Below are 21,625 nucleotides of genomic sequence, written 5' to 3'. Positions count from 1 at the left end.
GGCAAGGGGCGGCGGCCATGACGGGTTCGGGCCTACCCTCTTGGGAGTCAACCCCGGTTCGAGCTGTGCGGCACCACGGATGCAGCCGGTGCGGCGCCCGCACCGGCAGCAACGGACGAAGGAGGATCGACGAGACGTTGGAGTTCCGGTTGCTCGGCAGTATCGAGGCACACAGGGGCGGAACGCCGATCGAGGTTGGACATGCCCGGCAGCGCGGGGTGCTGGCGGCGCTGCTGGTCGACGCCGGCGAGATCGTGCGGGCCGACCAGCTCGTCGAGCGGGTGTGGGGGGCCCGGCCGCCGCAGCGGGCGCAGCCCACGTTGTACAGCTACCTGTCGCGTCTGCGCCGTACCCTGACCGCAGCGTCCGGCCGGCCGTTGCTGCACCGCCGCTCCGGCGGTTACCTGCTCGAGATCGACCGGCTGACCGTTGACCTGCATCTGTTCCGGCACCTGTGCACGCAGGCCCGCTCCGCGCCCGACGACGATACGGCCTCGGCCCTGCTCGGCGAGGCGCTCGGCCTCTGGCGCGGCGACGCCTTCGCCGGCCTCGACACCCCGTACTTCAACCTGCAGCGCGACGCCACCGACCAGGAGCGGCTCGCCGCCGGACTGGACCGTTGCGACATCCGGCTGCGGCTGGGGCACCACGGTGAGCTGCTGGCCGAGCTGCTCACCAAGACCGAGGCGTACCCGTTGGACGAGCGAGCGGCCGGCCAGTTCATGCTCGCGTTGTTCCGCAGCGGCCGCGTCGCCGACGCGCTGGCCCACTACCGGCTGACTCGGCAGCGGCTGAAGGAGGAGCTGGGCAGCGACCCGGGCGCGGCACTGCAGCAGCTGCACGAGCGGATCATCGCCGCTGACCCGGCGCTCGATGCGGCGAACGCGCCGGCGGCGCAGGCCCGGCGCCAGGTGCAGACCCCGCGTCAGCTGCCGGCGCCACCCGCCGTCTTCGTCGGCCGGGCCGGGGAGATCGCCGAGCTGGACCGGGTCGCCGGCACCGGTGACGTCATGGGAATCGCGGTCGTCGGCGGCACCGGCGGGATCGGCAAGACGTCGCTCGCGCTGCACTGGGCGCACCGCAACATCGACCGCTTCCCTGCCGGGCAGCTGTACGTCGACCTCCGCGGCTTCGATCCGGCCGGGAACCCGGTGCCCGCGCCGGTCGCCCTCCACGGCTTCCTCGAGGCGCTGGGGATCGCGCCGGCCGAGATCCCGGCGGACCTGCCGAGCCGGACAGCGCTGTACCGCAGCCTCGTCGTGGGCCAGCGGATGCTGATCCTGCTCGACAACGCCCACAGCACGGCGCAGGTCGAGCCGCTGCTGCCCGGCAGCCCGGCCTGCATGGTCCTGGTCACCGGGCGCCGGCACTTCGCCGGGCTGGTCACCGCGTACGGCGCCCGGCCGCTGGCCCTGGACACGCTGCCCAGGCACGAGGGGCAGCAACTGCTCGTGCACCACCTCGGCCGGCATCGGGCGACGCGCGAGCCCCAGGCCGTCGCTGCGCTCGTGGCGCACTGCGCGGGGCTGCCGCTGGCCACGAGCATCGTGGCGGCCCGGGCGCGCATCCAGTCCGGCCTCCCGCTGGCCGCGCTGGCCGAGGAGCTCGCCGACCGCTCGGCGCGGCTCGACGCCCTGGACGCCGACGACCTCAACGCAGACCTGCGGGCGGTGTTCTCCGCCTCGTACCAGGCTCTCGATCCCGACCTGGCGCGAACGTTCGGGCTGCTCGGCGCCGCGCCGGGACCGGACATCAGCCTCTGCGCCGCCGCGGCGCTGACCGGCCGGTCCGCCGCCCGGACGCGGGTTGCGCTGCGCAGGCTGGCGGCCGCGTATCTGCTGCAGGAGCACACCGCGGGCCGCTACCGGATGCACGACCTCGTGCATCTGTACGCCGCCGAGCGTTGCGCATCCGATCAGGCCGCCGCCGCGGAAGCCGCGCGACAGCGGCTGACGTCGTTCTACACCGGCACCGCCCTCGCCGCCGACCGGCTGCTGTCGCCGCGGCGGACCCCGATCACGCCGGGCCCCGCGCCGGCACCGCCGTCCGGCCCGCTCACCGACGCCGCCACGGCGATGGCCTGGTTCGAGGCGGAACACGAGTGCCTGCTGGCCGTGCACCAGGACGCCGTGGAGCACGGCTGGCACGCCGAGGCGTGGCAGCTGGCCTGGGCACTCGACACCTTCCAGTGGCGGCGCGGGTACCTCCACGTCCGCGTCGCCATGCTCCAGGCCACGATCGCCACCACCCAGACGCTCGCAAACCCGACGGACCTCGCCCTCAACCACCGGCTGCTGGGTCGCGCCTACGTCCCACTCGGCCGGCACGCACGCGCGCTGCACCATCTCCGGCAGGCGGCGGCCGGATACGAGGAGGCCGGCGATGCCGACGGCCAGGCACAGACCCAGCTGAACCTCGCGCTCGCATGCGAACACGTCGGCGACTACCGGCAGGCCCTCGCGCATGCGGCCGCGAACCTGCGCATCCGGTCCACCCTCGGCAACCCCGCCCGCGAGGCCGAGGCACTCAACGCGCTCGGCTGGTACCACGCCCGCGTCCAGGACTACGAAGAGGCCGCCCGCTACTGCGACCGGGCTCTCGCCCTCTGCCGCGCGCAGGGGTTCCGCGAGGGCGAGGCGTACACCTCCGACAGCCTCGGCTACATCGCCCACCACAGCGGGCGGCACGCGCCCGCACTGCGGCACTATCTGCACGCCCTGACGCTGCGCCGCGAACTGGGCGACACCTACGAGGAGGCGGACACCCTGGTCCACCTCGGCGACGTGTACCGTGCCGTCGGCCGCACCGCCGACGCCGTGAGCGCCTGGCAGGAGGCGCTGGCTCTCTACGACCTGCAGCACCTCGCCCGCCAGGCCGCGAACGTGGCGGACAGGCTCCTCGGCGTGCAGGCCGGCCGGGCGCACGGGGGGACGGCCTGACTCACCCCGGTGCACCCGCCCGGAAGGCCGACATCTGCGCGAACAGCTGCCGGTTGAACAGTTGCTCGGACTCGATGATGCCGGCGCTCACCGCGAAATAGCGTTCGACGAGTTCCGGCCGGGTGCTCAGGAACCGCAGCACCTCCAGCCGGTACGGCGACACGTCCAGCGATCCGGCGAGCAGCGCCATCTTGTACAGCGGGGTGAAGCGGGCCCTGCGTTGCTCGGCGAATCGGTGCAGCCCGTCACGCAACCGCACCTCGTCGTGCAGACCGTCAGCCACGCAGTCGGCGAGCATCGCGGCCTGTTCGAACGCGTCGGTGATACCGCGTGCGGTGATGGAGTCCTGGTGGTGGCCGGCGTCGCCGACGAGAACCCAGCCCGGTCCACAGGCCTGACGAAAGAAGTTCCGCTGGTCGTTGGTCCCGCGCAACCGTTCGGTACGGGTACCGGCGGCAACCCGTTCGAACAGGCCGGGCGCGGTGGCGCGGATGTTGTCCAGGTAGGAATCCCAGGCGCGCCCGCGGACGTGTGCGAACTCGGCGCTGGGGAAGTAGGTGCAGACCAGTGTCTGGTCGCCGTGCGTGGGCATCGCGCCGACGAGCCGGCGCGGCTGCTCGTAGAGCTCGAAGTCCGCTTTGATACCCGTCCAGTACGTGTAGTAGACGCAGGTCAGCCGCGCATCTTCGGATTCGGCGGGTGCGCCGACCAGGTCCGCCACGGCCGAGCGCATGCCGTCCGCGCCGACGACGAGCCCGGCGGCGACCGTGTCCCGGGCGCCGGCGCGAGTGCGGTAGGTGACGCCGGTCGCCCGTCCTCGGTCGAAGGTCACGTCGAGCACCTCGCACCCGTCGCGCAGTTGGGCGCCCGCGGCCACCGCGGCATCCGCCAGTACCGCGTCGAGCACCTGGCGGCGCGGCGCGCAGCTGAAGCCGACCCCGTCCACCGCCGGCGCCATCGCCTCGAGCCGCACGTCGCCGACCTGGTGCGAGATCCGCTGGATCGGGGGACAGCCGGTGGCCGTCAAGGCGTCCAGGAGCCCCCACCGGGCCAGCAGCGCCAGCCCGCCCGGGTGGATGTAGTGCGTCGACAACGTGTCGCTCGGCAGGCTCGCCCGGTCCAGCAGCAGCACACGATAGCCGCGACGGGCCAGCAGCAGGGCGGTCGAAGCCCCGGCGCAGCGAGCCCCGACGACCACGACGTCGTACCGTTCCCCCGTCACGGCGCACCGGCAAGACGCTGCCCGGCCGCGCTCGCATCGACCGACACAGGCGCCTCCAGACGTTGGCCGGACCATGACACCGGTCGCCTGTCCAGCCCTGTCCGCGGTGGCCGGATGAGCGCCGATGCCGGCCAAGGGTGTCCCTCGGGCCCTGCGCGAATCTTGTAGGAAGCTTGAATCCGCTGCTCACACCGGCGTCACCGGTCCGCATGCCCGGCGAGGGGGCGCCCGGCTTCGCGGGCGTCCCCTCCGGTCCGCTCAGCAGATGGGAATCGAGCGGGTGGCCACCGGCAGGATGGGCTCGCCGTCGATGTCGCGGACGCCATCGAGCAGGATGTTCGCCACTATCGGGCCGTTGTCGGTGACGGTGACCTGGGTGACGTGGTCGAAGTTGCCGTCGGGGCCGCCGAGCACCCACAGGCCGCCGGTCGGGCCGAGCCGGACGTGGGAGTTGCCGTCGATGTGCTGGTGCTTGTAGTTGTGCACGTGACCGGCGAAGGCGTGGTACGGGCGGTCGCCGAGGGCGGCGCGGATGCGGGCCCAGGCTGGGTGGTTGCCCTGCCACAGCGGCATGTGCATGTTCAGAAGGTCCACCGGGCGTCGGCGTTGTCGCGCAGCGCGTGTTCGACGTAGGCGAGCTGTTCCTCGCTCAGCTTGGCCGGTTGGGTGCCTTCCCAGTCGAGGCTGTGCGACGGAACGATGCGGGCCTGGCGCGGGTTCTCGCGGAGGAGCTTGTGGTGCGCCTCGACGTTGGCGAGCATCTCAGGCGGGAACACGTCGGGCGTGTCCATGGTGTCCAGATGGACGAACAGGGCGATCAACACGGCGATCAGCACGAACGACAGCGCCGAGGCCCGGCCGAGCTGGAAGTAGCTGAAGCCGAGTTTCCAGGTCATCGTCAGCGCGGTCTCGGACGACCCCTGCGGCCCGCCCTGGGTCATCACGCTGATCTGGTCGAAACACCTGCACCGACGTGAGCACCACCAGCACGGTGGCGAACACCACCGTCGGGCGGATCATCGGCAGGGTGATCCGCCGCAGCTTGGCCCACCCGGAGATGCCCTCCACCGCCGCGGCCTCGTGCACGGCGCCCGGGATCGCGGTCAGCCCGGCGACGGGCAGCCCGTGGGCGAGCTGCAACGCGAGCACAGGTGGCACGGTCCGAGCGGTACCGTTCGGGTCGACCAGCACCCTCGCGGCCGGGATCCCCCACTCGGCCAGTGCCAGAGCCTGCCGGTGAACCTCAGGCACGCCGACCGTCCCATTGGCGGCCAGAGCGAGCTGTTGGTGCGCCTGGACGGCGACGTGCCACGGCACCGGCGGCACGTCCGGGGCGAGCGGGACCGGCGGGTGCTCGATCGCCATGAGCATCCGGTCGACGCCGGCGATGTCGCTGTCGAGGCGTTCGACCGCGCCGGCGTAGATCGACCAGATCGCCACGACCCGTGGTGGCCCGCCGCCTGGCCAACCATACGGCCGAGTGTGTCGCGCGGTTCCGGCACCAGCCCAGCGGGGTGGCCCTGGCCAGCGTGACCGGTTCGTGCTGACGCCCCGCCGCTGACGCCTGCTCGTCATCGGGGTGTCCGGTCGGCATCGTCCGGCTCGGGCAGGAGGCGCGTTCGCAGCGCCTCGGTCGGCGACAGGCCCGCGCCGAGCGCGCGGACGCTGCCGGAGGCCTCCGGGCCGCTGGTCCGCGCTGCGCAGCCGCTCACCCGCGCGTTCGGCGAAGGCGATGTAGTGCTCGGCGTGGCTCCTGTGTTCGTCGATCCGCTGGGCGACGTCGCTGGGGTCGATGCCCTGCGGGTCTTCCTGCTTGATGATGTCGTCGATGCGAGAGCGTGGGGCCCGGGGTCAGAGGTCGGCCAGGAAGGTCAATGCGCGTTCGAGCACCAGGGCGGTCGCTGCGGCGTCGTGCGACGGGAGGGAGGAGTCCGTGAAGAGGTGGCCGCCGCCTTCGTACAGGTAGAGGTGCGCGAGTTTGTCGCCGGCGTGTTCGACCAGCTCGCGGGCGGCGTCGATGTCGCCCTCGCCGGCGAAGAAGGGGTCGGCGTTCATGCCGTGGATCTGCACCGGGACGCCGTCCGGCCAGGGGCCGATCGCCCAGTCGCCGGTCACGGGCAGACAGGCCTCGAACAGCAGGGCGCCTCTCGCACCCGGCCGCGTCTGGGCCAGTCGCTGAGCGGTCATCACGCCCCAGGAGATGCCGGCGAACACCACGCCGTCGTACTCCTCCCAGGTCAGCTCCTCCAGAGTCTCGGCCAGGGCCGCGCCCTCCTCCAGCGTGGCCGGTCGCACGCCGCCGAACAGGTCCGGTGTGTGCACCGTGTGCCCGTTCGCGCGCAAAACGTCAGCGAACGCGCGCACTCCGTCGGTCAGCCCAAGCAGGTGGTGGAAGAGCACAACCTCGGCCATCGCCGGGCCCCCATCATTGGTCGAAAAATCTCGGACGTTTGAACACCCTAGAATGTTCGGACTATGCCGGTCAATCAGTCCATCCCCGACTACGAGCTCGGCGACATGCTCGTGGTGACCGCCCCCGAGCAGCTGCGCGCGCTCGCCGACCCGCTGCGATCGACGCTGCTGGAGCTGGTGCTGGAGCGTGCCGCGACCGTGTCCGAGCTGGCCGAGGCGGTCGGGCGGCCGAAGGGCACGGTGGCGTACCACGTGAGCCACCTCCTCACCATCGGGCTGTTCAAGGTCGTGCGCACCCGCCGGGTCCGGGCGATCGAGGAGCGCTACTACGGGCGGGTCGCGCGCACGCTGTACGTCGGCGTGCTCTCGAGCCCGGAGGAGCAGCGCATCGCGGCGGGCATCAACGGCCTGGCGACCGCGGCCGCCGAGTCCGCCGCCGCGCACGCCGCCGACGACCTGCGCTGCACGCTTGTGCATGCGCGCATTCCGCGTGACGAAGTGCGCAACTTCTGGGCCGAGGTGCAGGCACTCGCGCGGCGGTTCGCGCAGATTCCGCGGGCCGGCGACCAGGTCTACGGGTTCGCCGCCGGCCTCTACCCCACCGACGCTCCGGCGCTGCCCGAGCCGGGCCCGGAGTCGGCCGACGCGAGCACCGAACCCGCGTGACGCAACCGCCGCGACCGCACGATGCCGGCGCGACCACACGACGCCGGCGCGACCGCACGGTGCCGGCGCGGCGCGACACAAGAGAACGCGAGGCGACACGAAACGACACCGGTGCGACGCGACGAGACGGTCCGACACCATGCGACACAAAGCGACACACCGGTGTGACGCATGGCGACACCAGGGCCGCGCGGGGCGACGCGATATCGGTGCGACGCGGGTGACGCGATCGCATAGGGTCGATGATCGTGATCGACGGGGACTGGCGGGAGTACCGCCGTGACGAGGACGACGAGCTGCTCGGCTACCTGCGGCCCGTGCCTGGCGAGCCGGACCGGTTCGTGCCGGTGACCGTGTTCGGGCACCCGCTCGGGGAGGCCGGCGACGAGTTCGACGCCGAACGCGTGCTCGACGCGATCGGGCTCAGCTACCTCGCCGACCGCTGGCTGCTCACCATCCCCGGCCGCGCCGAGCCGGTCGCGGTGGAGATCGTCGAGGCGAGCCCGCAGCGGGTGCGCCTGCGCAGCGTCGACTTCGGCTACGAGGGCGACATCGGCACCGTCTTCACGCTGTCCGCGCCCCCGGGGGACGCGCTGCGGCGTCAGTAGCCGGGGCGGCCTCGCCCGGGCGACCGGCAGGTGCCGGGGCGGCGGGCACTAGAATTCCGGCTGTCCGGAACTGCCAGGGAGGCCGCGTGGCGCGCAAGGCGGAAGCGATCGTCGCGGAGCTGCGTCGGCGGATCGTCGCGGGTGAGCTCGCTCCGGGCGCGCCGCTGCCGGCCGCGAAAGCGATCATGGCGGAGTGGGGCGTCTCGATGGGTCCGGCGTACCGGGCGCTCACCATCCTGCGCCAGGACGGGCTCGCCGAGGCGGCGCCCAGCGGGCGGGGGGCCGTCGTCGCCGCGCGGGCCGCCGACGCCGTCGCCGAGGCGCCGCAGCTGCCGCGGCTGCCGGCCGAGGGGGCCGAGACGCGGGCCGAGCTCGTGCGGGCCGCGATCGAGATCGCCGATGCCGAGGGGCTGGGCGCGCTGTCCATGCGCCGGCTCGCGCAGCGGTTCGATCAGGCCAACGTGTGGCTGCTGACGTATCTGCGGGACAAGGCGCAGCTGCAGGTGCTCATGTCCGACGCGATCTTCGCCGAGTATCCGCCGCCGGAGTCTCGCGGCAGCGACCGGGAGCGGCTGGAGGCGTTGTGCCGGCTGCAGTGGGAGATGTACCGGCGCCATCCCTGGCTCGCGGTGACCGTCTCCTTCAAGCAGCCCCAGATCAGCCCGCACGTGGCCGCGCACACGGCGGTCGCGGCGCCGCAGGTCGCCCTCACCGCCGCGGCCTTCGTGCGCGGGTGCGCACTGGGCCGCGACGGCGAGGCGTTCGAGGCAGGCCTCCGACGACTCGTCGAAAGCCTGCCCCTCGAGAACTAGTGCAGCGAGGCGGGCCTCCAACGACCCGTCGAAGGCGTGCCGCCGAAAGCCTCCCCGCCCGAGAACTAGTGCAGCGAGGCGTTCAGGCAGACCCCCGAAGACTCGCCGAAGCGGAGCCGTCGGAGGCCTGCCCCTCAACGAACTAGTTGGGCGTGCCGTTGAAGACGAACTGCGAGCCCGGCTCCTTCACGACGCTGCCCGTGGCCGAGTTGGTGATGGTCACGTTGGTCAGCGTCGCGCTGCCACGGGCGCTGCCCATGGCCAGGATGCCCGCCCCGTTGTTGGACTTGTCGATGCGGACGTTGGTGATGGCCACGTTCGGGTACTGGCCGCTGCCCGCCTTGAACTGGATGCCGTCGTAGGTGGAGTCGATGACGTCGGTGTCGCGGATGGTGACGCCGGGGATGTCGCTCGACGGGGCGAACAGGGTGATGGCGCCGAACTTCTGCTGCTCACCCCAGAACACGCCGCCACAGCGGTAGAGCCCGTTGTTGGCGATCGTCGTCGTGCCCGAGAACGCGATCGGCGAGTGGTCCGTCGCCAGCATGATGCCCGGGTAGTTCATCGTGTCGGAGATGAGGTTGTTCTCGATCGCGTTGCCGTAGCCGCCGTAGATCGCGATGCCGTTGGCCCGCCACGGCAGCTGGATGGTGTTGTTCGTGAAGTGGTTGTCGTGGCCGACGTCGACCGACTGGTCCTTGACGTAGGTGCTGGACCAGACCGCGAGCGAGTCGTCGCCGGTGGTGCGGAACGAGGAGTTGAACACCTTGGAGTTGCGCGTGCCGTTGGAGAAGTTGATGCCGTCGGCGTAGGTGTCGCGGATGCGCATGCCGGAGAACTCGAGGCCGTCGCCCGGGTTCCAGTACGCCGGGGTGTCGCTGTAGTCGCGGCCGACCCAGGCGCCGACGTTGGTGTGCTCGATCCACACGTTGGCGATCTTCGTGTTCTTGCCGAAGCGGCCGTTGAGCCCGTGGCCGCGATCCTTGCGGTTGGTCGTGCCGCCGAAGATGGCGATGTCGGAGAGCTGGACGTTGTCGTCGATGTCGAAGCCGACGTTGCCCTCGTGCGGGTGGTTGATGTTGCCGGTCACGTTCTGCGGCTCGGTGGTGGTGTAGAGCTGGGAGTACCACATCCCGGCGCCCTTGATGACGACGTTGCGGATGCCCTTCTGGTTCCACTGGCCCCGCGTCGGGTCCGGGGTCAGGATCTTCTGCTCCTGCCGCCACTGCCCGGCGGGAATCCACACGCAGCTGATGACGCCGTTCTGGTCGTCCATCACCGCGCGCTGGATGGCGGCCGTGTCGTCGATGCCGTCGTTGGGCACGGCGCCGTACTGCGTGATCGAGGTGCACCCCGCCGGCTGCGACAGCGCCGGGGCGACCTGCTCGAGGTCGACGAGGTCGATGTAGTAGAACGACGCGTTGTCGCCGCTGTCGCGCTGGAGCTTGAACTTGGTGCCCGCGGGGTAGCTCGAGGACAGCAGCGCGTGGGACTCGTCGAAGAGCCGGCGCGCGTCGGCCCCGGGGCTGTTGGACAGCGACTCGGTGTCGTCACTGGTGCCGTACAGCCAGCTGAAGTGCGACGAGAGGGTCAGCTTCTGCACGAAGACGTTGTTCGCGTAGAGGCTGAGCGTGTAGTCCGCGCCGCCGCCGGAGGGCGAGTCCGGCACCGAGTTGCGCACCACGATCGAGTTCGCCTGGTTGGTGGAGGTGAACTCGACGTACTGCCCCTGGCTGGACAGCTTCACCGACGCCCGGCCCGAGCTCTCGGTGCCGAAGTTCGTGTGCCCGAACGTGCGCAGCGAGTCGGCGGTCACCAGGGTGCCGGTGTAGTTCGCGGCCTCGGCCTCGTACTCGGTGTACGGCACCGCGGCGCCGCGCCCGACCACGATGGAGCGCGACAGCGAGTTGTTGTCCTCGCGGGTCTCCGCGACCACGTTCGTCGCGTCGGCCGTGGCGGTGATCGTCGCCCCGCCCGTGACCGCGGTCCAGGTGCCGGGGACGGCCACGGTGACCGTCTGGCCGGCGTTGATGGTGCCGGTGTTCGCGTTGAGCGTCGTGGTGCCCACGACCACCCGGGTCACCGTCGTCGCGGTGACGGCGGTGGTACCGGTGTTGGCGACCGACACCGTGAAGGAGACGGCCGCGCCGGCCGCCGGGCTGGCCGGGTTCGAGGCGACGGCGGTCACCTGCAGGTCCGGGCCGGGCGCCTGGGTCACCACGAGCGGGCTCGCGGTGGTGAAGCTGTTGTTGGCGTCGTTCTGCTCGACGACCGTGTTGGCCGGGTCGACCGTCGCGGTCAGCGGGTAGCTGCCGATCGGGCGGGTGCCGGCGTTGAAGGTGACGGTGGCCGACGCGCCGGCGGCCAGCGCGGCGACGTTCGCGGAGCCCGCGACCGACCCGCCGAGCGAGAAGTTGACCGTGGTGGCGGGGGCGGCGGCGGTACCGCTGTTGCGCACCGTGGCCGACAGGGTGATCGCGGTCGTCTCGTTCACCGCCGACGGCGACCAGGACGCGGTGGTGACCACGAGGTCCGGGTTGGGCGCCATCGTGCCGAACACCTGGAACTCGGCGACCTGGCCGCCGGGCGCGCCGGTGTTGGCGAAGAACTGCAGCTGCACGTCCGCGACCCGGGCCGTGACCGGGATGGTGATGCTGTTCTGGGTGCCGCCCGGCGCGAACGGGTAGTCGGCGCGCGGGACGAGCGTGGTGAAGCCGGTCGCGGACTGCTCGCGGCCGAGCACGGCCAGGCTCTGGGTGCGCGGGCCCCACGCCGTGTCGGGGTTGAGCTTGACGACGAGCGAGGTGACGTCGGCGTTGGCGCCCAGGTGCACGGTGAGCGTGCCCGGGTAGCCGCTGGACTCCCAGTAGGTGCCCACGTTGCCGTCGACCGCGTTGGCCGCGACGAACGAGAAGACCGACGAGTTCGCGTCGACCGGCTTGCCCTGCGAGAGGTTGGTGCCGCCCGGCGGCGGGGTGCTGCCGTTGCGGGTGACGTGGTTGCTGTCGGCGCTCTCGGTGCCGGCGGTGTCGCGGGCGCGGACCCAGTACGTCACCGTCGTGCCGGCGGGCTGGGTGTCGGTGTACGTGAGCACGCCCGAGCCGACTGTGGCGCGCGCGGTGCCGTTGGCGTAGACGGTGTACCCGCCGATGCCCAGCGACGACGTTGACGCGGTCCAGGTCAGCTTGATCTGCCCGGAGCCGGGCTCGGTGAACGCGAGGTTCCCGGGCGCGGTCGGCGGGTTCGGCGGCTGCACGGCCGAGCCGTACACCTCGAACTCGGACAGCTGCCCGGCCGGCCAGCCGGTGTTCGCGGTGATGGTGGCGCGCACGTAGCGGACCGTGGCCGCGGTGAACCCGATGGTCACCGTGTTCGCGCTCGCCGGGTCGAACACGCGGCCGGCCGACGCGGACAGGGTGGTGCCGAAGTTGGTGCCGTCGGTGCTGCCGGCCAGCGCGATCGTCTCGGTGCGGGCGCCCCAGCTGCCGGTGGGCAGCTTGAGCTTGACCTGGTCGATGCTGACCGCGGAGCCGAGGTCGACCTGGATCCACTGCGGGAACGCGTTGTTGGCGCTCTCCCAGTAGCTGCCCTGGTTGCCGTCGGTGACGTTGCCGGCCCCGTAGACGTCGGTGAAGCTGCTGGCGGTGGCGGTCTTGCCCTGGGCGAGGTTCGGCCCGCCGGCGGCGACGGCGGGCTGGGCCGCGGTGAGCCCGACGGCGCCGGCGACGGCCAGCAGGACCGTCAGGGCACCGGCGGTGAGTCTTCTTCTGGGCATGGTTGTCCTCTGCTCCGTTCAGACGACAGCGCGGCCCGGGGACCTGGCGAGCCGTACTCACGGAACGAGCACATCGGCGGATGCCCGCCCAGGTCCGGGCCGGTGTTGGGGTGTGGGAATTGCCGTGAAGTTGCAGATCGTTGCCAACTTCTTGCGGACGGGGCCTTAAAGGTTGCAGACAACCATCCATTCGTCAACGTCTAACCGCAAAAAGGCCGACCCCGTTCCGGGGCCGGCCTCACGTTCGCCAAGGTCAGAGCTGTGCGCCACCATCCGCGCCGCCGTCCGTGCCGTGCGGGTCGGCGCCGCCGTCGTTCGGCCCTTCGCCGGACACGTGGTGCTCGTCGTGCTCCTCGTGCGAGGCCACGCCGTTGACCACCGACGTGTGCTCCGAGTGGGAGTGGTGCTCCGAGTGCGAGGTGTGGGAGCTGGTGGTGGTGATGTCGTCATCGCTGAGTGCCATGTCCGATGATTACCCGTCCGGCGGGATCCGCTAACCGCTCAGCTTGCCGGGCCGGTCGCCGATGACCAGGGCGCACGGTCGACGGGAGGATGGGTCCGGTGGGTGGTGACGACCGCGTGGTCCGGCCGTTCCGGCTCACCACGGGGCTGCTGGTCCTGGCGGTCGCCACGGTCGTGCTGGCGGCGTGGCTGGCGGGCGTCTTCGCGCGGGCCTGGGAGGCGCCGCTGGCCGGCTGGGCGATGCTGCCGGTGCTCGCGGCGGTCGCGGCCGCCGAGTCGTGGCGGGCCTCCGGCGCGCGCGGGCTGACGATCCCGGCGCGGAACTTCTGGCGGTACGTCGCCATCTCCTCGGCGATGCTCGGCCTCGGCGCGATCAGCAACGCCTACGACGCCCTGCACGGCCCCGGCGCGCCCTCGCAGAAGCTGAGCCCCCTGACGCTGGGCCTGTTCATCGGCGCCTCCGTGATCACCCAGTTCGGCCTGCTGCGGCTGCCCGGCGCGCGGGCCCAGCGCGGCGGCTCCCTGCAGCTCCTGCTCGACAGCGGCACCGTGATGATCACGGTCGCGCTGGTGGCCTGGCACTTCTCGTTCCGCCACGGCGAGGCGTGGGCCAAGGTGTCCGGGTCGGTGTGGCCGGCCGTCGTCGCCGTCGTGGCCGGCTGCGCCTCGATCGCCGTCTTCGTGAAGCTGGCCTCGACCGGCATCGGCGCGATCGAGCGCGGCGCGCTGCGCATCCTCGCCGTCGCCACCGGGGTCGCGGCCGCCGCCGGGGCCATGGCGCCCGCCTACGCCGCGTTCCCCGCGATCAGCGACGGGCACGTCACCAGCGCGCTCGCGTCCGTCTTCATCGCCTTCGCGGCCGACCGCCAGCGCCGCGCCGCCGACCTGCCGCCGCCCCCGCCGCTGCCCGCCCGGCGCTGGAGCGTCCTGCCCTACCTCGCCGTGGCCGCGGCCAACGGGCTGCTGCTCGTCGCCGGCCAGGGCCCCGACGGCCGGGTGCTCACCGCCGGCGCCGTGCTGCTCACGCTCGTCGTCGTGGCCCGCCAGATCCACGCGTTCCGGGACAACGCGCGGCTGCTCGCGACCGTCGACCGCACCGTCGCCCAGCTGCGCGAGGCCCGCGACCAGCTCGCCAGCCAGGCCGCGCAGGACGCGCTCACCGGCCTTGGCAACCGCCGCCTGCTGGCCCGGCGGATGGAGGAGATGAGCGGCACACCCCCGCACCGCCTGCACCTGGCGATCATCGACCTCGACGACTTCAAGCAGGTCAACGACCGGCTCGGGCACAACATCGGGGACGAGCTGCTGCGGGCGGTGGCGGTCCGGCTCACCGGCGTCGTCGGGGCCGCGGGAACCGTGGTCCGCCTCGGCGGCGACGAGTTCGCGATCCTCGCCGACGCGGAGCCGCTCGCGGCCGACGCCCTCGCGGCCCGGCTCGCCGGCGCGCTGCAGCAGCCGCTCACGGCCGGGACCGTCGAGCTCATGGTGCGCGCGAGCATCGGCCTGACCGACGCCGAGGGCTCTGAGGGCTCCGATGGCTCCGAGGCCTCGGCCGACTCGCGCGAGCTGCTGCGCCGCGCGGACGTCGCCATGTACGCCGCCAAGGACCGCGGCAAGCACCGCATCGCCCGCTACACCCGCGACCTGGACGCCGTGGCGACCGAGGACGCGCGGATCGCCGCCGAACTGCGCCGGGCCATCGACGCCGGGGAACTGCACATGGTGTACCAACCCATCGTGCGGCTCCCGGACGGCGCCATCGAGGCGGCCGAGTCGCTCATCCGCTGGACGCACCCGGAGCGGGGGTTCGTGCCGCCGTCGGTGTTCATCCCGGTCGCGGAGCGCACCGGCCTCATCGCGCCGCTCGGCGAGTGGATCCTCGCCGAGGCGTGCGCGCAGGCCGTGCGCCTGCGCGACCTCGGGGCGGACGACCGGCCCGAGGGACCGATGCGCATCACGGTGAACGTCTCCGCCCGGCAGCTGCGCGACCCCGACTTCCCGGCCACCGTCCGGCGCATCATGGGCGAGACCGGCGCCGACCCGGACCGCCTCACCGTCGAGGTCACCGAGACCGCCGTGTTCGACGACGAGCTGGCCCTCGCCTCCGTGCGCACCCTGCGCGAGATGGGGCTGCGCATCGCCCTGGACGACTTCGGCACCGGGCACTCGTCGCTGGGGCTGCTGCAGATCTGCCCGGTCGACGTCCTCAAGGTCGACAAGAGCTTCGTCGACGAGATCGGCGCGGGCGGCTCACCGGCCGTCATCGCCACGGCGCTGCTGCAGATCGCGGACGGGCTGCGCCTGCGGGCGGTCGCCGAGGGGGTCGAGACCCCGGAACAGGCGCGGCAGCTGTACTCCCTGGGCTACCGCTACGCGCAGGGGTACCACTTCCACCGCCCCATGCCCGCGGACGACCTCGTGAGCGTGCTCGGCCTCGACGGTCAGCGGCCGCGCAGGAAGGAGACGGCCTCGGCCAGCCCCAGGTCCGTGAGCCTGGGGTCGTAGCGCGCGCCCACGTCACGCATGAACGCGTGCTCGCCGCCCGCGTACACGTGCAGCTCGAGATCGTCGTGGCCGGCGGCGTAGAGCTCGGCCAGGATCCGCACCCGCGCGTCGGCCGGGACGTGCGGGTCCCGCGCGCCGAAGACGACCATCAGCCGGCCCCGGATCTCCGCGGCCCGCGCGAGCGAGTCGGCCTCGTCCGCGCCGAGCTTCCCGTCGTGCAGGCCGGTCGGGTAGAAGCAGACGGTCGCGGCCACCCGCGGGTCCAGCGCGGCCCGGAAGGCGAGGTGGCCGCCGATGCAGAAGCCGGCGGCGAACAGAGTCCCCACGTCGGGCCGGGCCGCCAGGTGGTCCAGGACCGCGGCCCGGTCGGCGTCGAACCCGGCGGTCGTGGTCGCCGAGGCCCCGGCCAGCCCGCGGGCCTTGCCGGCGTCGTCGAACTCCAGCGCCACCCCGGCCAGGTCGCCGTGCGGGTAGATCTCGGGCACCGCCACGAGGAACCCCTCGGCCGCGAGGCGCCGGGCGGTGCGCAGGGTCGACTCGGTGAGCTGGAAGATGTCGGTGTACAGCAGCAGACCCGGCCACCGGGGCCCGTCCCCCACCGGCGCCACGATCCGGGTGCGGATCGCACCGCCCGGCCCCGGCACCATGACCTCGTCCTCGCGCAGCCTCATGCCGCCGACCTTACCGGCCCGCCTACGGCAACCGGCCGAGGTCGAGGGCGCGCCACGTGGTGCCCTGCCGCCACCAGACGACGTGGCCGCGGGCGAGCACCTCGTCGGTGTCGTCCGCGAGGGTCACCAGCCGATCGTGGCGCAGGTCGTACAGCGAGAGCCGGTGCGAGGAGTCGTACGCGCTGCGCGTGCCGGTCTGCAGCACCGGCTCGAAGCGGTCGAGCAGGGCGACCGCGCCGGTGGCCGGGAACGTGTCGACGCCGCCGACGCGACGGCGGCCGGTGCCGTCGGGGTGCAGCACGGCGTAGCTCGTGTCCCCGCCGGAGCCCGCGGACACGATCGAGCGGCACCAGACCGGCCCGCAGTCCACCGTCTCCGCCGCGGACCGCACGATCGTGACGCGCGCGCCGGTCTCCAGGTTGCGCAGCTCCTGCCGGCCGCTCTGCCGCGCGGCCGTCGCGGTCTGCAGCCACGGCCAGGCCGACAGTTCGTACGCGCCGTCGACCGTCGTCACGCTCACCGCGCCGCCGGTGACCGGGACCGAGCGGATCGCGGTGTCCGGGCCCTGCGCCGCGGCCCAGGACACCCGGCCGCCGCGGACCACGAGGTCGTGCTCGCCGCCGGGGAACTCGCCGTCGCCGGTGTCGGCGGTCAGCGGTACACCTTCCGCGCCGCCGTCCACCGGGGCGCGCCAGATGCGGTGCTGCAGCGGCTGGGTGGTGGTGGCCGTTGACTCGACCCAGTAGACGGCGCCGGCGTCGGCGGTGAAGCTCGTGAACCGCGGGTATCGGTCCCGCGCGACGCGGGCCAGCTCGCGGACCCCGGCCCCGGTGCGCAGCAGGACGCGCTGGGCCGTGCCGTCGGGGGTCGGGGCGACGCCGACCGACGTGGTCGCGTCGAGGTAGATCCCCGGCGCGTAGCGCGTGCCGTCGGCCAGCGTGCCGTCCGCCTCGGCGACGACGGCCGCGGGCCAGGCCTGGCGCAGGGTGCGCTGCGGCGGGGCGGAGACGGCCGGCACGGACGGGCCGGGCGGGCCGGCGACCACGAGCGATCCGCCGACCAGCAGCGCGATGCCGAGGGCGATCGGGCGGATGAGCCGGGCGCGGGCCACGCCCGCGACAATACCCGCGCCGAACGGGCCCTCCGGCCCTGCGCACGGCGCCGCCGCGGGCGCACGCTGGAAGGCGGGAAACCAGCGTGAGGAGGAACCGATGAGCACACACGCGGACCCGCAGGGGATCGTGGTCGGCTACGACGGCTCGCCCGAGGCGCGGCGCGCCGTCGAGTGGGCCGCGGCCGAGGCCGGGCGGACCGGCAGCCGCCTGCAGATCGTCACCACGTACGAGATCGCCTGGCCCGGCGCCTACTACGCCGCCATCGCCGAGCAGGTCGACGCGGCCCGCCAGGCGGCCGAGTCGATCCTCGCCGACATCACCGCCGAGATGCGCGAGCGCTCGACCACGGTCGACGTGTTCGGCGTGTGCGCGCCGTCCTCGGCCGCGGCGGCGCTGCTCGGCCTGGGCGACGCCGGCGCCCGCATGCTCGTCGTGGGCAACCGCGGCGCCGGCGGGCTGGCCAACCTCCTGCTCGGCTCGGTGAGCCAGCAGGTGGCGACCCACGCGAAGGTGCCCGTGGCCGTGGTGCGCGGCCGGTCGGACCCGTCCTTCGGCCCGGTGGTCGTCGGCGTGGACGGCTCCGTGTCCGGCGACCACGCCCTCGGCTTCGCCTTCGAGGCGGCCCAGGCTCGCGGCCGGGCCCTCGTCGCGGTGCGCGCCTACGCCCCCGGCATCGGCGACGACTCCCACGAGCGGGCCGGGCTGGAGGAGTCGCTGGCCACCTGGTCCGCCAAGTTCCCGGACGTGCCAGTGGCCAAGCTGGTCGCCGCCGGCCGCCCCGCCGAGGTCCTGGTGGACGCCTCGCGCACCGCGACCCTGGTGGTGGTCGGCAGCCGCGGCCACGGCGGCTTCTCGGGCCTGCTGCTCGGCTCGGTCGGCCAGCAGCTCATGCACCACGCCGACTGCCCGGTGCTGATCGTCCACTGAGGACGCCGGTGGGGCCCGGACGAATCCGGGCCCCACGGAGCGCCTGCTACTCGACGCGCCTGCTACTCCTCGACGGTGATCACTTCCTCGGAGGTGAGCCGCGGGGTGTGCGGCGGGCCCGCGTGCTCCGGGTCGGCGACCCCGAGGCGCAGCACGAGGTAGGGCCAGCCGACGTCGCCGAGCATCCGCCGCAGCGCCGCACGCGTGAACTCGAGCTCGACCGGGCTGCTCAGCGGCAGGACGGCGGCGCCGCGCCCGGTCGCGGTCAGCCACAGCTCGCCGAGGGCCTCGCCGGCGGCCAGCCAGTCGGGGCGCTCGTCACCGTCGCCGTACAGGATCGCGTAGTTCGCCGCGTTGTCGTGCCCCTCACCGGCGGCGAGGGTGCCCGGCACGCCGAAGTCGCGCTCGGCGACCGTGGTGCGCGGGTTCTCCACCGGCAGGGCGCTGGCCGGGACGCCGGTGCCACCGGGGCGCTCCCCGCCGACCCAGCCCGCGGTCTCGGCCCGCATCCGCTCGTCGCGGCGCTGGGCCTCGCCGGAGTGCTCGATCATCACCGCGAGCTGGAGCACCTGGTCGCGGTCGAGCACGTGCAGGCGGGCCCCGCCGCGGCGGGCGCCGGCCGCGAGGGCCTCCAGGACCTCGGGCGTCACCGGCTCCTCGGTGACCGCGCGCCGGTCGGTGCGCCGCACCCGCAGCAGCTGCAGCCGATGCATGTCGTGCGGGTCGGCGGGCGTGTGCTCGACGGCCCGCACGACGGCGAGCGGCTCGCCGGCCGGGCGTTCGACCTCGCAACGCCAGCCCTCGGCCGCCAGCGCCACGAGCGCGTGGTGCAGCGCCGCGCCGCAGCTGAGCACCATGAGCCGGCCGTCGGCGTCCTGCTCTCGCAGCTGCCGCTCGGGCACGGCGGAAAGCTCCAGTGTGTCGCCGCGCACCACCCAGCGCCACGGCTGGGTGTTGTGCACGGAGGGCGCGAGCCGGGCGGCGTCCGCCGCCGCGGCCAGCGCGTCGGATGCGGTGGTCATGACAGGCTCCAGTCCCGCACGTCGGGCATGTCCTCGAGATGCTCGACGACGTACGTCCCGTGCTCGGACAGCTTCCGCTGGCACCACGCCTTGAGCTCGGTGGCGCCGGGCGGGAGCCGCTTGGCGTTGTTGATGGCGTCCATGACGAGGTGGTACCGCGACACGCGGTTGCGCACCGTCATGTCGAACGGGGTCGTGGTGGTGCCCTCCTCCACGAAGCCGCGGACCCGGAACCGGTCGGCGTCGGGGCGGCCGTGCACCAGCTGGTGGATGGCGCCCGGGTAGCCGTGGAAGGCGAAGATCACGTCGACGGTGTCGGTGAACAGCTCCGTGAACTGGGTCTGGCTCATCCCGTGCGGGTGGTCCTTGGGCCGCGGCAGGGTCATGAGGTCCACGACGTTGACGACCCGGACGCGGAACTTCGGCAGCTTCTCGCGCAGGATCTGCGCGGCCGCGACGGTCTCCATGGTGACCACGTCGCCGGCGCAGGCGAGCACGATGTCGGGGTCCATGGTGGCGTCGTCGGTGCCGGCCCAGTCCCAGATCCCGGCGCCGCGGGCGCAGTGCTCGGCCGCAGCCTCCATCGTCAGCCACTGCAGCTGCGGCTGCTTGTCGATGACGATGAGGTTGATGTAGGAGCGGGACCGCAGGCAGTGGTCGGCCACGGAGAGCAGGCAGTTGGCGTCCGGCGGCAGGTAGACGCGGGCCACGTCGCCGCGCTGGGTCAGCACGACCTGGATGAGCCCGGGGCCCTGGTGGCTGAAGCCGTTGTGGTCGTTGCGCCAGGCGGTCGAGGTGAGCAGCACGTTGAGGCTGGGCACCTTCGCCCGCCACGGCAGCCGTTTGGCCTCCTGGAGCCATTTTCCGTGCTGTACCGTCTGCGACGCCGACACCATCGCGAACGCCTCGTAGGTGGCGAACATGCCGTGGCGCCCGGTGAGGTTGTAGCCCTCGAGCCAGCCGTGACAGTTGTGCTCCGAGAGCACCTCCATGACCCGCCCGTCGCGGCCGATGGCCACGTCCGCGTCGGTGACGTGCTCCATGAACGCCCGGTCGGACACGTCGAACACGGCGCCGAGCCGGTTGCTGTTGGTCTCGTCGGGGCAGAAGAGGCGGAAGCGGTCGGGGTTGTCGCGGTACACGTCGCGCAGCAGCTCGCCGAGGCGCCGGGTGGACTCGGCGTGGCCGGTGCCGGGCCGGTCGACGTCGATCGCGTACTTGCGGAAGTCGGGCAGGTCCAGGTCCTCGGTGAGCACGCCGCCGTTCGCGTGCGGGCTGGCGCTCATCCGCAGGGCACCGTCGGGCGCGAGGGCCCGCACGGCGGCGACGGGCGAGCCGTCGGCCTCGAACAGCTCCTCCGGCCGGTAGGACTTCAGCCACTCCTCGAGCAGCCGCAGGTGCTCGGGGTTCTCCTTGACGCCGGACAGCGGCACCTGGTGCGAGCGCCAGGTCCCGGTGACCTGGACGCCGTCGACCTCCTCGGGCCCGGTCCAGCCCTTGGGCGAGCGGAGCACGATGAGCGGCCAGCGCGGCCGGGTGCCGTCCCAGCTCCCGTCTCGGGCGGCGTCCTGGATGGCCGTGATGCGCTCGTAGGCATCGGCGAGCACGGCGGCGAAGCGGTGGTGCATGCCGGGCAGGTCGGCGCCCTCGACCTCGAGGACGTCGTAGCCGTGGCCCTCGAGCAGCGACCGTACCTCCGCGGGGTCCTTGCGCCCGAGCACCGTCGGGCCGGCGATCTTGGCCCCGTTGAGGTGCAGGATCGGCAGCACGGCCCCGTCGCGGGCCGGGTTGATGAAGGAGACGCCCTTCCAGGAGCCCTCCAGCGGCCCGGTCTCGGCCTCCCCGTCGCCGACGACGGCGACGGCGAGCAGCCCGGGGTTGTCCATGACGGCACCGAAGGCGTGCACGAGCACGTAGCCGAGCTCGCCGCCCTCGTGGATGGAGCCGGGGGTCGTGACCGACACGTGGCTGGGGATGCCGCCCGGCGCCGAGAACTGCCGGAACAGCTGGAGCATCCCGGGCTCGTCCTGGGTCACGGCCGGGTACACCTCGGTGTAGGTGCCCTCGAGGTAGCCGGCGGCGACGAGCGCCGGCCCGCCGTGCCCGGGACCGGCGAGGTAGATGGCGTGCTGCCCGGTCTGCTTGATGAGCCGGGACAGGTGCGCGTAGATGAACGACAGCCCGGGGCTGGTGCCCCAGTGCCCGAGCAGCCGCGGTTTGATGTCCGCGGCCTCCAGCGGCCGTCGCAGCAGCGGATTCGCTTGCAGGTAGATCTGCCCGATCGTCAGGTAGTTGTTCGCCCTCCACCACGCATCCAGCTGTGCGATCTCGGTCTCGTCGAGCTCAGCACGCAGGCGCTGTGTCATGACCTCTCCCGTTTCCCTCGCGGCCTCCACTTCTAGGGTGACCGTAACGAAGCTCGCCCGTCAGGGCCGGAGGTCCCGGAATTCCCGGGACCCGCGGCGCCCGGCGGGGACCGGGTTCGGGGA

17 protein-coding genes are annotated in these 21,625 nt (G+C 72.9%); 6 read left to right on the top strand and 11 right to left on the bottom strand.

Features of this window, described 5'->3' with window-relative positions:
- Nucleotides 1-17 precede the first annotated feature (17 nt).
- Nucleotides 18-2,939, top strand: coding sequence for an AfsR/SARP family transcriptional regulator (locus ABT369_RS17345; protein WP_502891777.1), 2,922 nt, complete (start codon nt 18-20; stop codon nt 2,937-2,939).
- 1 nt (nt 2,940) lies between these two features.
- Here the strand turns inward: ABT369_RS17345 and ABT369_RS17340 are convergent, their stop codons facing one another.
- From ABT369_RS17340 to ABT369_RS17320, 5 genes are all read right to left on the bottom strand, one after another.
- The gene (locus tag ABT369_RS17340; RefSeq protein ID WP_350612971.1) at nt 2,941-4,161 is read right to left on the bottom strand and encodes an FAD-dependent oxidoreductase; all 1,221 of its coding nucleotides are present in this window, start codon (nt 4,159-4,161) and stop codon (nt 2,941-2,943) included.
- Nucleotides 4,162-4,419: 258 nt separating this feature from the next.
- Nucleotides 4,420-4,740, bottom strand: coding sequence for a hypothetical protein (locus tag ABT369_RS17335; protein ID WP_350612969.1), 321 nt, complete (start codon nt 4,738-4,740; stop codon nt 4,420-4,422).
- 2 nt (nt 4,741-4,742) lie between these two features.
- A complete protein-coding gene (locus ABT369_RS17330) occupies nt 4,743-4,937 on the bottom strand; it encodes a hypothetical protein (protein WP_350612968.1) in 195 nt (64 codons plus the stop codon).
- Nucleotides 4,924-5,601 carry a hypothetical protein gene (locus tag ABT369_RS17325; protein ID WP_350612966.1) on the bottom strand — a complete coding sequence of 226 codons (678 nt, stop codon included), beginning with the start codon at nt 5,599-5,601 and terminating at the stop codon, nt 4,924-4,926. Before ABT369_RS17325 ends, ABT369_RS17330 begins: the two co-directional genes overlap by 14 nt.
- A gap of 411 nt (nt 5,602-6,012) precedes the next feature.
- Nucleotides 6,013-6,573, bottom strand: coding sequence for a dienelactone hydrolase family protein (locus ABT369_RS17320; protein WP_350612964.1), 561 nt, complete (start codon nt 6,571-6,573; stop codon nt 6,013-6,015).
- A 63-nt stretch (nt 6,574-6,636) separates the two neighbouring features.
- On the opposite strand from ABT369_RS17320, the gene ABT369_RS17315 reads away from it, so the two are divergent.
- From ABT369_RS17315 to ABT369_RS17305, 3 genes are all read left to right on the top strand, one after another.
- On the top strand, nt 6,637-7,239 hold the full coding sequence (locus ABT369_RS17315) for an ArsR/SmtB family transcription factor (RefSeq protein WP_350612963.1): 603 nt from the start codon (nt 6,637-6,639) through the stop codon (nt 7,237-7,239).
- 242 nt (nt 7,240-7,481) lie between these two features.
- Nucleotides 7,482-7,847: a hypothetical protein gene (locus ABT369_RS17310; protein WP_350612961.1), complete on the top strand. Its 366-nt coding sequence runs from the start codon at nt 7,482-7,484 to the stop codon at nt 7,845-7,847.
- An 86-nt stretch (nt 7,848-7,933) separates the two neighbouring features.
- Nucleotides 7,934-8,659: a GntR family transcriptional regulator gene (locus ABT369_RS17305; protein WP_350612959.1), complete on the top strand. Its 726-nt coding sequence runs from the start codon at nt 7,934-7,936 to the stop codon at nt 8,657-8,659.
- 142 nt (nt 8,660-8,801) lie between these two features.
- Here the strand turns inward: ABT369_RS17305 and ABT369_RS17300 are convergent, their stop codons facing one another.
- On the bottom strand, nt 8,802-12,434 hold the full coding sequence (locus ABT369_RS17300) for a CARDB domain-containing protein (RefSeq protein ID WP_350612958.1): 3,633 nt from the start codon (nt 12,432-12,434) through the stop codon (nt 8,802-8,804).
- A gap of 253 nt (nt 12,435-12,687) precedes the next feature.
- A complete protein-coding gene (locus tag ABT369_RS17295; protein ID WP_350612956.1) occupies nt 12,688-12,897 on the bottom strand; it encodes a hypothetical protein in 210 nt (69 codons plus the stop codon).
- Between the two features lie 98 nt (nt 12,898-12,995).
- On the opposite strand from ABT369_RS17295, the gene ABT369_RS17290 reads away from it, so the two are divergent.
- Nucleotides 12,996-15,401, top strand: a complete 2,406-nt coding sequence (locus ABT369_RS17290; RefSeq protein WP_350612955.1) for a putative bifunctional diguanylate cyclase/phosphodiesterase — start codon at nt 12,996-12,998, stop codon at nt 15,399-15,401.
- Here ABT369_RS17290 and ABT369_RS17285 read toward each other — a convergent pair.
- Both ABT369_RS17285 and ABT369_RS17280 read right to left on the bottom strand, forming a co-directional pair.
- Nucleotides 15,338-16,072, bottom strand: a complete 735-nt coding sequence (locus ABT369_RS17285; RefSeq protein WP_350612953.1) for a dienelactone hydrolase family protein — start codon at nt 16,070-16,072, stop codon at nt 15,338-15,340. The genes ABT369_RS17290 and ABT369_RS17285 overlap by 64 nt on opposite strands.
- Before the next feature lie 22 nt (nt 16,073-16,094).
- Nucleotides 16,095-17,183: a hypothetical protein gene (locus ABT369_RS17280; RefSeq protein ID WP_350612952.1), complete on the bottom strand. Its 1,089-nt coding sequence runs from the start codon at nt 17,181-17,183 to the stop codon at nt 16,095-16,097.
- A gap of 100 nt (nt 17,184-17,283) precedes the next feature.
- On the opposite strand from ABT369_RS17280, the gene ABT369_RS17275 reads away from it, so the two are divergent.
- The gene (locus ABT369_RS17275; RefSeq protein WP_350612950.1) at nt 17,284-18,114 is read left to right on the top strand and encodes a universal stress protein; all 831 of its coding nucleotides are present in this window, start codon (nt 17,284-17,286) and stop codon (nt 18,112-18,114) included.
- Nucleotides 18,115-18,176: 62 nt separating this feature from the next.
- Here the strand turns inward: ABT369_RS17275 and ABT369_RS17270 are convergent, their stop codons facing one another.
- Entirely contained in the window at nt 18,177-19,136 is a 960-nt protein-coding gene (locus ABT369_RS17270; RefSeq protein ID WP_350612948.1) for an Acg family FMN-binding oxidoreductase, read from the bottom strand.
- Complete coding sequence (locus tag ABT369_RS17265; protein ID WP_350612947.1) at nt 19,133-21,502, bottom strand: phosphoketolase family protein; 2,370 nt, start codon at nt 21,500-21,502, stop codon at nt 19,133-19,135. The genes ABT369_RS17270 and ABT369_RS17265 overlap by 4 nt, the downstream gene beginning before the upstream one ends.
- Nucleotides 21,503-21,625: the final 123 nt, after the last annotated feature.

It is taken from the genome of Dactylosporangium sp. NPDC000244, assembly GCF_040300725.1.
Classification (GTDB): Bacteria; Actinomycetota; Actinomycetes; order Mycobacteriales; family Micromonosporaceae; genus Dactylosporangium.
The sequence above is the reverse complement of the archived record's forward strand: the minus strand, read 5'-3'. Positions and strand labels throughout refer to the sequence as shown.